The organism is Isoptericola sp. NPDC055063, assembly GCF_053608125.1.
In genome coordinates this window covers 200,679-212,166 of the sequence record NZ_JBSGUW010000005.1, presented here as the reverse complement: position 1 = coordinate 212,166, position 11,488 = coordinate 200,679, and the positions used below count along the sequence as shown (strand labels likewise).

At 75.4% G+C, this 11,488-nt stretch carries 8 protein-coding genes; 4 read left to right on the top strand and 4 right to left on the bottom strand.

The features are described from left to right. Nucleotide 1: 1 nt before the first annotated feature. Both ACWF41_RS08260 and ACWF41_RS08255 read right to left on the bottom strand, forming a co-directional pair. Nucleotides 2–544: a GNAT family N-acetyltransferase gene (locus tag ACWF41_RS08260; RefSeq protein WP_380319318.1), complete on the bottom strand. Its 543-nt coding sequence runs from the start codon at nt 542–544 to the stop codon at nt 2–4. Between the two features lie 65 nt (nt 545–609). Beyond that, a complete protein-coding gene (locus tag ACWF41_RS08255; RefSeq protein ID WP_380319321.1) occupies nt 610–1,296 on the bottom strand; it encodes an NAD(P)-dependent oxidoreductase in 687 nt (228 codons plus the stop codon). Between the two features lie 133 nt (nt 1,297–1,429). On the opposite strand from ACWF41_RS08255, the gene ACWF41_RS08250 reads away from it, so the two are divergent. Together ACWF41_RS08250 and ACWF41_RS08245 are read left to right on the top strand one after the other, a co-directional pair. Next, nucleotides 1,430–2,455, top strand: coding sequence for an AraC family transcriptional regulator (locus tag ACWF41_RS08250; RefSeq protein ID WP_380319324.1), 1,026 nt, complete (start codon nt 1,430–1,432; stop codon nt 2,453–2,455). A gap of 62 nt (nt 2,456–2,517) precedes the next feature. After that, on the top strand, nt 2,518–3,366 hold the full coding sequence (locus ACWF41_RS08245; protein WP_380319327.1) for a TrmH family RNA methyltransferase: 849 nt from the start codon (nt 2,518–2,520) through the stop codon (nt 3,364–3,366). 18 nt (nt 3,367–3,384) lie between these two features. Here the strand turns inward: ACWF41_RS08245 and ACWF41_RS08240 are convergent, their stop codons facing one another. Beyond that, nucleotides 3,385–4,392 carry an alpha/beta hydrolase gene (locus ACWF41_RS08240; protein WP_380319330.1) on the bottom strand — a complete coding sequence of 336 codons (1,008 nt, stop codon included), beginning with the start codon at nt 4,390–4,392 and terminating at the stop codon, nt 3,385–3,387. Between the two features lie 129 nt (nt 4,393–4,521). Here ACWF41_RS08240 and ACWF41_RS08235 point away from each other — a divergent pair, with 129 nt between their 5' ends. Both ACWF41_RS08235 and ACWF41_RS08230 read left to right on the top strand, forming a co-directional pair. After that, the gene (locus ACWF41_RS08235) at nt 4,522–8,004 is read left to right on the top strand and encodes an alpha-N-acetylglucosaminidase TIM-barrel domain-containing protein (RefSeq protein ID WP_380319333.1); all 3,483 of its coding nucleotides are present in this window, start codon (nt 4,522–4,524) and stop codon (nt 8,002–8,004) included. 39 nt (nt 8,005–8,043) lie between these two features. Further along, nucleotides 8,044–9,231 carry an ROK family transcriptional regulator gene (locus tag ACWF41_RS08230; protein WP_380319336.1) on the top strand — a complete coding sequence of 396 codons (1,188 nt, stop codon included), beginning with the start codon at nt 8,044–8,046 and terminating at the stop codon, nt 9,229–9,231. A gap of 103 nt (nt 9,232–9,334) precedes the next feature. Here the strand turns inward: ACWF41_RS08230 and ACWF41_RS08225 are convergent, their stop codons facing one another. Continuing rightward, nucleotides 9,335–11,356, bottom strand: coding sequence for a beta-N-acetylhexosaminidase family protein (locus ACWF41_RS08225; RefSeq protein WP_380320414.1), 2,022 nt, complete (start codon nt 11,354–11,356; stop codon nt 9,335–9,337). Between the last annotated feature and the right edge of the window lie 132 nt (nt 11,357–11,488).

Sequence of the window (11,488 nt, the reverse complement as noted above, 5' to 3'; positions counted from 1 at the left end):
GTCAGGGCAGGACGAGCATCCGGGCCGGCGGCGCGCCCTCGCGCTGCCAGTCGAACCGGGCCTCGCCGACCACGCGCCACCCGCGGTGCAGGTAGACGGCGTGCGCCACGCCGTCGCGGTCGTCGACGTCGAGCACCGGGGTGCGGCCCTGCGCGTGCAGGTGGGCGACGGCGACGTCGAGGAGGGCGCCGCCGACGCCCCGGCCCTGCGCCGTGGGGCCGACGAACAGGACGGACACGCAGCCCAGCTCGTGGACCGGTCGACCGGCGCCCGCGGACCAGATCGCGCCGAACCGGTCGTCGGGCACGGCCGTCACGCTGACGTGCCCGACGACCGCGCCGTCCACCTCGGCGACCCAGGCGCGCTCCTCGTCGGGACGGACGATGAACTCCTCGACCGGGAACGGCAGGGGCCAGCGGTGCGGGTAGCCCGACGCCGGCTGCTGGCCGGCGAGGGCCTCGGTGAGGGCGGGCAGGTCGGCAGGGACGCGGTCGCGCAGGACGACGGCGGGCGCGACGCCGGCGCGGGCGGGGTCGGTGGTCACGACCGCGATCCTGGCACGACGCCCCGACACCCCGCCCGACGCGCCGCCTGACGCACCGACGGCGCTCAGGCCGACACGCTGAGCGTGGCGCCGACGGTGCCCGGGTCGCCGAGCGCCGCGGCGTGCACGCCGGCGAGCTGCGCCCGCGAGACCTTGAGGCCGCGCCGGGTGTCGTCGGTCGTGACGTGGGCGGGGGCCTCGGCGGGCGCGCCGTCGGGGGAGTTGGTGAGCGAGACGGGCCGCACGAGCGTCCAGTCCAGCCCGCTGGCGCGCACCACGTCCTCCTGCCGCCCCGAGTCGGTGAACTGGCGGCCGATGACGAACCGGAACACCAGCTTCCACGTGAGGTCCAGGTGCCGCCACGAGTCGCCGAGGCCGTACGTGCTCTGCACGACGAGCCGGCGCACGCCGGTCTCCCGCATGGCCGCGACGACGGTCGCGGTGCCGCGCGAGCGGACGTCCGTCGGGGTGCTCGACCGGCGCAGCCACTGCACGGCCAGCGGGTTGTCCGAGATGCCGAGCGTGACGACCACGGCGTCCTGTCCGGCCACGGCCTTGGCGACCGACTCCGGGTCCAGCGCGTCGCCGTCGAGGGGCCGCAGGCTGCCCGGCCCTTCGACCCGCCCCTCGACCTGGCCGAACGTCGCGCTCGCCGTCCGCCCGAACGCGGTGACGCGGTGCCCGTCCGCCACGAGGCGACGGGTCAGGGCGAGGCCGCTGCCTCGCGTCGCTCCGACCACCAGCACGTCCATGACTCTTCCTTCCTCCGGCCGGGCCCGTGCGGCCCGGCGACTGGTCCCAGACTTCCGCCCGACGGGCGGACGAACCATGCCGTGATCTCCGAGGTTCTTGACCGATCGTCCGGAACAGCGCGAGGATGGCGGCATGGCCGACGCCGCGACGCTGCTGCCCGTGCCGGGCGCGGGGCTCCCGCAGGAGGACCCGTGGGCCCAGGTGCTGGGCGACCTCGAGATGACCGCCGTCTTCTGCTCCACGGGCCGCTACTCCGAGCCGTGGGGGCTCGCGCTGCCGGCCCTGCCGGGCACGACGATGTTCCACCTGCTGCTCGACGGGCGCGCCGTCGTCGACGTCGAGGGCGAGCGGCACGACCTCGCCCCCGGCGACCTGGTGCTGGTGCCGCACGGCACCGGCCACCGCATCACCGGTGCCGCCGACGACCCCGCGACGGGGCTGTGGGACGTGGACCGGACCGTGGTCGCCGACCGGTACGAGCAGCTGCGCATCGACGGCGGTGGCCGCCCCGCGACGCTCGTGTGCGGCGCGGTCGGGTTCACCGACCCCGGGGTGGGCCGCCTGCTCGCCAGCCTCCCGCCGGTCCTGCGGGCCCCCGGCACGAACGGCCCGGGCGTCGCGGCGTCCGGCGCGGATCCCGACGGGACCTGGCTCCGCGCGCTGGTCACCGCCATCGACCACGAGGTGCGGCGTCCGCGGCCGGGCACCGACGTCGTCACCGCGCGCCTGGCGGACGTGCTGCTCGTGCACGTGGTGCGCGGCTGGCTGGAGGCCGAGGAGCCGGCGTCCGGGTGGATCGCCGCGCTGCGCGACCCCGCGCTGGGCCCGGTGCTGCGGGCCGTGCACGCGGCGCCCGCCGACCCGTGGACCGTGGAGTCCCTGGCGGCCGTCGCGCGCCTGTCCCGCTCGGCCTTCGCCGAGCGGTTCACCGCCACCGTGGGCGAGCCGCCGATGGCGTACGTCGCGGGCTGCCGCCTGGACGCCGCGGCCCGGCTGCTGCGCGACGGCGACGCGTCCGTCGAGGCCGTGTCCCGCCGCGTCGGCTACGACTCCGTGCCGGGCTTCCACCGCGCCTTCGTGCGCCGCCACGGCCGGACGCCGGGCGCGTGGCGCGCGTCGGGTGGCGTGCCGACGCTCGAGGACGCCCTCGGGCGGTGACCGGCGCGCTGACGGCGGGGCCCGGTCGCGGACCGGCTGCCGTCCCGGGGGAGAATGCCCCGGTGAGCACCCCCGAGCCCGGCGCCCCGGCCGACCGCGTCACCCGCATCGCCGACCCCGCCGACCCGCGCCTGCACGACTACACCGACCTCAAGGACGTGAAGCTGCGTTCCGTGCGCGAGCCCGCCGAGGGGCTGTACATGGCCGAGTCGTCGTCGGTGATCCGCCGCGCGCTGGAGGCCGGCCACCGGCCGCGGTCGTTCCTCATGGGCGAGAAGTGGCTCGACTCCATGGCCGACGTCATCGACGCGCACCCCGACGCGCCCGTCTACGTCGGGAGCGACGAGGTCGTCCAGCGCATCACCGGGTTCCACCTGCACCGCGGGGCGCTCGCGGCCATGCACCGCCCCGTGCTGCCGAGCGTGCACGAGCTGATCGCGGGCGCCCGCGGCGGCGCCGGCGCGCGCCGCGTCGCCGTGCTGGAGGACATCGTCGACCACACGAACGTCGGGGCCATCTTCCGCGGGGCCGCGGCCCTCGGCGTGGACGCCGTCCTCGTGTCGCCGCGCTGCGCGGACCCGCTGTACCGGCGTTCGGTGCGGGTGTCGATGGGGACGGTCTTCCAGGTGCCGTGGACGCGCCTGGAGTCGTGGCCGGGCGGTCTGCACGCCCTCCAGGAGGACGGCTTCACCGTCGCCGCCCTGGCCCTCTCCGACGACTCGGTGTCCCTCGACGACCTGGTGGCCGACCTGCCCGAGCGCCTCGCGATGGTGCTGGGCACCGAGGGCGACGGCCTCTCGCGCGGCGCGGTGGACGCCGCCGACGTCGTCGTGCGGATCCCGATGGCCGGGGGAGTGGACTCGCTCAACGTCGCCGCCGCGTCCGCCGTGGCGTTCTGGGCGACGCGCTAGGCGCGCCGGGCGTCGCGGTCAGCGCGTGGCGTGCGGGAGCGCCAGGTCCACCAGGCTGACGACGAACCTGCCGGGCTCCTCGTGCATGCACAGGTGCGCCGAGTGCTCGAACCAGACGAGGTCCTTCGACGGCGCGGTGACCCGCTCGAACCACCGCTCCACGGGCGCGGTGGGCGTCGTGTAGTCGTGCCGGCCGAGGAGCTGGATGATCGGCACGTCGAACTCGACCTGGTCGCTGGCGTCGAAGCCGAGGACGTCGTCCAGGACGCGGGGGAGCGTGATCGACTGCCCCTCCCCGATGAGCTCCAGGTCGTCGGCGGAGTAGTACGGCGACAGCGCCTCGGACTCGAAGAAGTACAGCGACTCCGCGCGGTAGGCGGACAGGCCGCCGTAGTGCTGCGCCCACCGCCGGCACACGATGATCCGCTCGACGGTGAGCGGCTCCTCGCCGGGGTAGTCGCCGAGGGCACGCAGCTCGGCCAGCGCCCCGGCGTTCCCGTCGGCGGTGGCGCTGCGCACCGCGTGGGCGAAGGCCTCGGACTCGTTGTCCTGCCCGCAGATCACCTGGCCGACGCCGACGTACGCCCAGAGCAGGTCGGGCCGGCGCCGGGCGAGCAGGACGCCGAGGATCGAGCCCCAGCTGTGCCCGAGGAGACCGACCCGCTCGACGCCGAGCTCGCCCTGCAGCCAGGCGATCAGCTCGACGAGGTCGTCGACGTAGCGGTCCACGCTCATGTCGGTGTCGTCGACGACGCCGCCCACGGACCTGCCGCTGCCGCGCTGGTCGTAGTTGACGACGGTGAAGTAGTCCTCCACGCCGCGCTGCCAGATCCACGACGTGGGCAGCGACGGGACGGCGGGCCCGCCGTGGCAGACGAGGAGCACCGGGTTCGCGCGGTCCCGGCCGCGGATCGAGACGAACTGCTCGACGCCCCCGAGCTCGACCACGGCCGTGCGGTCCACGGCCTGCGGGTTGGGGATCGTGCTGAGGTCGGCGATGACTGCTCGCCCCACGTCGTCGGTCATGACCGCACCCTAGGGGGCCGCTGCGACCGGGGCCCGGGCGACGTCCGCGGCGGGCGCCGCGACCCTTGACCGGCCCGTGGAGCGGGTTTAGGTTGGGCCGCGATCATAATCGCTGCAAAGGGGCAGACCATGGTCGGGAGCACGACGCTGCGGAAGTTCTCCACGAAGGCGCTCGCCACGCTGGTCGGCGTCGCGATGCTCGCCGTGACGGGGGCGGGCGCGGCCGGCGCCGCCGGACCGCCACCCACGGACGGCGGTGCGGCACGGACCGTGGCGGGAGCGGGCACGTTCGACACCCGGCCCGCGCGCGACGTCCTGCGGCGGGTGCTCGGCCCGCGGTACGCCGGGCAGGTGGGCCTTTCCACCATCGCGGCCGACGACGGGCGCGAGACCTTCCGGGTCGCGGCGCACGGCGGCCGGCTGGTCGTCGAGGGCAGCAGCACCTCGGCCCTGCTCATGGGCGTCAACTGGTACCTCAAGGACGTCGCGCAGGCGGACGTCTCCTGGACCGGGGACCAGCTGGACCTCCCGGCGCGGCTGCCTCTGCCGCGCGAGCCGATCACGCACACCTCGCTCGTCTCGCACCGGTTCTCCGGCAACGACACCGAGGACGGCTACTCCGGCCCCTTCCGCACCTTCGAGGACTGGGAGCGGGAGATCGACGTGGCGGCCATGCACGGCGTGAACGAGATGTTCATGCCCGTGGGCGCCGACGCCGTCTACGCGGAGACGCTGCAGTCGTTCGGCTACTCGGCGCAGGAGATGCGGCAGTGGGTCCCGAGCCCCGGCTACCAGCCGTGGTGGCTGCTGCAGAACATGTCCGGGTTCACGGCGCCGGTCACCGAGCACCTGCTCGCCGAGCGCGCGGACCTCGGCCGCCGGATCGCCGACCGGATGCGTTCGCTCGGCATCACGCCGGTGCTGCCCGGCTACTTCGGCACCGTGCCGACCGACTTCGAGCAGCGCAACCCCGGCGCGAAGACGGTGCCGCAGGGCACGTGGAGCGGGTTCACGAGGCCGGACTGGCTGGCGCCCACGGACCCGACCTTCGACCGCGTCGCGCAGCGGTACTACGCCGTGCAGGAGCGGGTCCTGGGGTCGTCGACGATGTTCAAGATGGACCTGCTGCACGAGGGCGGGCGCGCCGGCGACATCCCCGTGGGCGACGCGTCGGTGGCGGTGCAGGACGCGCTCGAGGCGGCCCACCCGGGCGCGATCTGGGTCATCCTCGGCTGGCAGAGCAACCCGCGCCCGGAGACCGTCGCAGCGATCGACCGAAGCCGGATGCTCGTGGTCGACGGCCTCGCCGACCGGGCGCTGAAGCCCGACCGGGACAGCGACTGGAAGGGCACGCCCTACGCCTTCGGGTCCATCTGGAACTTCGGCGGGAACTCGACGATCGGCGCGCCGGTCCGGGCCTGGAACGAGCGGTTCTGGGCGTGGCTGGAGCGCCCCGGCAGCGCGCTCGACGGCGTGGCGATCCTGCCCGAGGCGAGCGGCAACAACCCCGTCGCGATGGAGTTCCTCGCCGAGCTGCCCTGGCACGACGGCCCGGTCGACGTCGACCGCTGGTTCGCCGACTACGCCGACGCGCGCTACGGCGGGGCCGACCCCGCCGCCCGCCGGGCGTGGCAGGTGCTCGCGGACACGGCGTACGCCATCCCGCCCACCGGGGGCCGCTCCTCGGGGCACGGCGGGCTGTTCGCGGCGACGCCCAGCCTGTCGGCGACGCGGCCGCACACGTACGCGCAGGCCGCCTTCGCCTACGACCCGGCGGCGTTCGCGCGGGCCCTGCCCGCGCTGCTCGACGTGGACCCGTCGCTGCGGGGCAGCGCGGCCTACCGGTACGACCTGGTCGACGTCGCGCGGCAGTCGGTGGCCGACCGGTCCCGCACCCTGCTGCCCCAGATCCAGGCGGCGTACCAGGCCGGGGACCTCGACGAGCTCACCCGCCTCACGCGGTCCTGGACGGAGCACATCCGCGGGCTCGACGACCTCCTGGGCACCGACGAGCACTTCCTCCTGGGCCCGTGGACCGCGCAGGCGCGCGCCGCGGCTGGCGACCCGCAGGAGGCGGCCGACCTCGAGCAGGACGCACGCCGGCTGATCACCTCCTGGGGGCCGGCGACCACCGACCTGCACGACTACGCCTACCGCGAGCGGTCCGGCCTGCTGGACGACTACTACCTGCCGCGGTGGGAGCGCCTGTTCGACGCGCTCCGCGCGCACCTGGAGACCGGCGAGGCGCTGCCCGACATCGACTACGACGCGATGGCGGAGGAGTGGATCGCGGACCGCACGGTCTACCCGACCCGGCCGTCGGGCAGCGCCTACCGGGAGGCGTCGCGGACGCTCCACCGCCTGCAGGACGACCGCTACGACGTCCCCCTGACCCTGCGGCCGACGGGCTCGGTCACGCAGGCGGGCACCGGGCCGGAGGCCGCGCAGGTGACCGCGTCGGTGACCAACACCAACTACTTCGCCGCGGCCACCGGCGTACGCGTCGAGGTCACGGCGCCCGCCGGGGTCGAGGTGGTCCCGACCGGGGAACAGCCGGACGAGATCGGCCCCGGGGAGACGGCCGAGCGGACCTGGACGATCCGCCGCACCGCCGCGCTGCCGGAGGGCACCGACGAGGTGACCGTCGACGTCACGGTCCGCTTCGACCGGGCGGACGGGTCCCAGGAGAGGACGGCGTCGGCGGTGCTCCCGGTCGCGTCGCCCGGGCGCTACCAGCTCAGCGACCTCGCGTTCTCCTCGTCGCGCAACCACGACGGGCTGCACCCGGTGAAGCGGGACACGGTCACCGACGCGACCCCGGCCGGCGACGGTGCGCCGATCCGGCTCGACGGGGTGGCGTACGCGAAGGGCCTGGGCACCAACTCCAACGCCGACGTGCGCTTCGAGCTCGGCGGCACCTGCCAGAGCCTCACGACCGTCGTCGGCATCGACGACGCCATGAACCACACCGCCGACGGCGACGTGGTGGTGCGGGTCTACGGCGACGGCAGGCTTCTGGAGCAGACCGGCGTGCTCCGCAGCGGCCCGTCGGGCCCCGGCACGGAGGCGGTCCGCCTGGACGTGGACGTCACCGGGGTGACCCAGCTGCGCCTGCAGGTGGACCAGTCGGACGCCAACCGGTACTTCGACGCGCTGTCCTTCGGGGCGCCGACGGTGGCCTGCGACGCGCCGCCGCCCACGCCGCTCAGCGAGGGCGCGCCGGCGACGGCCACGAGCGCGGAGGCGGGCCGGGGGCCGGCCAAGGCGGTCGACGCCGACCTGAGCACGGGATGGTTCTGCCTCCCGGCGGCGTGCGGCGGGACGCCCTCGTCGCTGCAGGTCGACCTGGGCGCCGCCCACGACCTGTCGGCGGTCCGGGTGACGCCGTACTACGCCGACCGCCGGTCGTACCTCTACCGCGTGGAGGGCAGCGTCGACGGCCAGTCCTGGACGCTGCTTGCCCAGAAGACGGAGCACGCCCCGCAGACGGACGTGGGCGACCGGTACGCCGTCGACGGCCGCTACCGGTACGTGCGGGTCACCGGGTTCGGGAACACCACCAATGCCTATAGCCTCCATCTGCAGGAGCTGGCGGTCTACGGGGCCGGGTAGGCGCCCGTCGCCGGGTCCTCGAGGCCGCGGGGAGGGTCGATGACGTCGGGACCGGTGCGCGTCGCGCAGAAGGCGACCCCTGCGGGGCTGCGCGAGCGCAACACCCGGCTGGTGCTGCAGAGCGTGCTGAGCGGCGCCGGCGAGGTCTCCCGGGCCGACATCGCGCGCTCGGTCGGGCTCGCCCGCGCGGTGGTGTCCGAGATCGTGCAGGACCTGGTGGCCCGGCGCCTGGTCGCCGAGGGCGCGGGCCGCCCGCAGGGCCGGGGCAAGCCCGCGACGCCGCTGCGGGTCGACACCCAGCACTCCTGCCTGCTGATGGCCGACGTGACGCCGGGCGGCGTGCGCGCCGGGGTCGGCGGGCTCGACGGGGCGATCGGGGCGACGGCGCGGGCGCCGCTGGCCGCGGGCCCCACGGCGGACGACGTGGTCGGGGCGCTCGCCCCGCTGCTCGCCGGCCTGGCCGAGCGCGACGGCCGCGAGCTGCTCGCCGTGGGCGTGGCCGTCCCGGGCATCGTCTCCCCGGACGGCCGGGTCACCGAGGCCCTGCAGCTCGGGTGGGAGGACGTGGACCTCGCCGGCCCGCTGGCCGCCGTCCTCGGGCACGAGGTCGTCCTCGTGAACGACGCGACGGCCGTCGCGCTGTCGGAGGTCTCCCACCAGGGCGCCCCGGGCGCGGGCGTCATCGTGCTGCACGTCGACACGGGCGTCGGCTCGGCCGTGCTGCTCGACGGGCGCGTCCACCTCGGCGACCGGCAGCGCGCGGGCGAGGTCGGGCACATCGACCTCGGCGTGAGCGACCGACTCTGCTCCTGCGGGCGGCGCGGCTGCCTGGAGACCGTCGCCGGCCTGCCCGCGGTGCTCGAGGGACTCCCGGTCGAGCGGCTCGACGACGTCGCGGCGCCGGGGGACGGCCCCGCGTCGGGCGAGCTGCGGGCGCTGGCCGCGCGCGTCGACCGCGCCGCGGAGGGGCTGGCGGCGCTGATCTGCGCCCAGGTCGCGATCCTCGACGTCGCGGACGTCGTCATCGACGGGCCGGTGCGCCGGGCCGGTGCGCGGCTGCTCGACACGGTCGAGGCCGCCCTCGCCCGGCGGCTGCCGCCGAGCGACGTGCGCCGCCCGCGGTACTCGGCGCTGGGGGAGCGGTCCGTCATGCACGGCGCGGGCGCCGCGGCGATGCTGCGCGAGCTGGGAGTGATGTGGGTCCAGGAGGCCGGAGCGCCGGGGTGACCTGAAGTGACCCGGTGTGAACCGGTGTGAACCGGAGCGGGTCGGGGGCGAGGGGCCGGCGCGCGCCGACCCCTCGCCCCCGTGGCTCGTCCGGGCGGCACGGTCAGGAGCTGAGGTCACCGCCCAGGGCGGTGAGGAAGGTGTCGAGCACGCCGTCGCCCAGCTTCACCGGGGCGACGCCCCAGCGGTTGTCCGGCGGGTCCACGAGCACCTTCGCCGCGGAGTCGGCGGACTCCTTCGCCCGGGCGAGGAGGGCGTCGCGGGCGGCGTCGTCGCCGTCGACGTCCGCCTGCGCGGCGTCGAGGGTGGCGACGAAGGCGTCGCCCCACAGGTCGTCGGCGTCGAGCCAGGGCCTCGCGTCGGAGAGGAAGCCGGGGTCGACGTCCGCGGACCGCAGGGTCTCGGGGATCGCGGCGACGAGCTCGGCGCGGTGCCGCAGCCCGTCGACGGCGGCCTGCCGGTCGCCGGCCTCCCAGCGGTCCCAGAACGTGGCGACGTCGGCCGCGAGCGCGGGGGCCTGCGGCTGCCACGGGTCGCCGAAGCTCGGCGCCAGGTGGTTGAGGTCGCCGAACGCGAGGAGCGCCTCGACGGCCCGCTCGTCGTCGTGGGCGAGGTAGCGCATCGCCTCGGTCCAGCTGCGGTCGCGGTCGTAGCCGCGGTCGTGCCAGGCGAAGTCGAGCATGCCGAAGACGGCGACCTTGCTGGCCGCGGCCTGGTTCATCGGGTTGGAGACGAGGCCCGCCAGGTGGTCGGAGAGGCCGGGCTCGCGCTTGTCGTAGGGCGCGAGCAGGAGCCGGCCGCTGGTCTGCCCGAAGTCGTTCACGGGGTAGTTGTCCCAGAGGAACGTGGGCCCGCCGAACACGGTGTCGGCCTCCTGGGCCTGCGCGATCGAGATCGACTGCGGCACGACGTCGTTGCCGGTCCACATGACGACGACGTCGTCGTCCATGGTGCGTAGCGCGGCCTTGTAGGGCGACTCGGTGGTGTTGTAGTACTCGGTCGGCACCATCTGGAGGGGCTGGGCGCCGTCGTGCGTCTCGATCCAGCCCTGCTGCACCCGGGTGAGGAAGTCGGCCTGCGCCTGGCCGGCGGCCCCGGGCGACGGGTCGCCGTAGGCCTCGCGGTCGGAGTCGCACGCCCAGCGCGAGTAGTCGATGTCGTCGAGGGGCACGTTGAAGGCCCGCACCCCGACGTCGTACAGGGCCTGGAACTTGGCCTCGAGGGCGGCCATGTCGGCGTCGCTGGTGTAGCAGATGCTGTTGCCGGGGGAGAGCGCGAACGTGAAGCGCACGTGGTTCGCGGTGGCCGCGTCGACGAGGTCCGTGAGCTCGGCGAGCTTGTCCGCGGGGTACGGGTCTCGCCACTGCTCGCGGTGGTACGGGTCGTCCTTGGGCGCGTAAACGTAGGTGTTCGCCTTGAGGTCGCCGTAGAACGCCATCTGGTCGAGCCGCTCGGCCGCCGTCCACGGCTCGCCGTAGAAGCCCTCGATGGTGCCGCGCAGCGGCATGGACGGGAAGTCCTGCACGGCCGCGCCCGCGACGGACGTGTCGCCTCCCCGGGTGACGAGGAGCTGCTGGAACGACTTCACGGCGTAGAACTGACCGTCCGCGTCCGCCCCGGCGAGGGCCACGGTGCCGACGCCGCCTCCCGCGCCGCGGTCGACGCGCAGGGCGTACCCCTCGGCGTGGTCGGGGACGGACACGTCGCCGAGGGCGGCGCGCACGTCGGCGCGGCCGGCGTCGCCGAGCAGGAGCTGCAGCGGCGCCCGACCGGGCCCCGCCGACCCGGCGGGGTCGATCACGCGGACCTTCGTGACCCCGTGGGCGCGCAGCGCCCGGACCAGCGCGTCGCGGGCGGGGGCGTCGGTGTGCTCGTCGACGACGACGTCGACCCTCCCGGTAAGGGGCACGTCGCGGCCGGCGCGCCACATCTGCTGGGGCGCGGGGCTGACGACCGGCAGGTCGGCGGCCGCGGAGCGCGACGAGGTCGACGGGGTCGCGAGGCTCGACGGCGCGAGCGGCGCGGCGGACGCCGCGGCGGCCGGGACGGCGACGGCCGCCGCGGCGAGGAGCGCGGCGGCGGAGAGGAGACCGGCGGCGTTGCGGGGTCTCGTGGGCATGGTCATGGTTACCTCCATTGGTCTAGACCAGGGCGGTGATAACGCTGTCATCGACGATGGCCCGTGTCAACCGCTCCGTGGGGCCCGGCGTGACCCGAGTCACAGGGAATTACGCAACAGGGGGATGACGAAATGATC

Bases quoted from the DNA above. Each gene is read 5' to 3' on its own strand.
- ACWF41_RS08255 (WP_380319321.1), bottom strand. From the start codon at position 1,296: ATGGACGTGCTGGTGGTCGGAGCGACGCGAGGCAGCGGCCTCGCCCTG.
- ACWF41_RS08250 (WP_380319324.1), top strand. From the start codon at position 1,430: ATGGCCGACGCCGCGACGCTGCTGCCCGTGCCGGGCGCGGGGCTCCCG.
- ACWF41_RS08225 (WP_380320414.1), bottom strand. From the start codon at position 11,356: ATGACCATGCCCACGAGACCCCGCAACGCCGCCGGTCTCCTCTCCGCC.
- ACWF41_RS08230 (WP_380319336.1), top strand. From the start codon at position 8,044: ATGACGTCGGGACCGGTGCGCGTCGCGCAGAAGGCGACCCCTGCGGGG.
- ACWF41_RS08240 (WP_380319330.1), bottom strand. From the start codon at position 4,392: ATGACCGACGACGTGGGGCGAGCAGTCATCGCCGACCTCAGCACGATC.
- ACWF41_RS08235 (WP_380319333.1), top strand. From the start codon at position 4,522: ATGGTCGGGAGCACGACGCTGCGGAAGTTCTCCACGAAGGCGCTCGCC.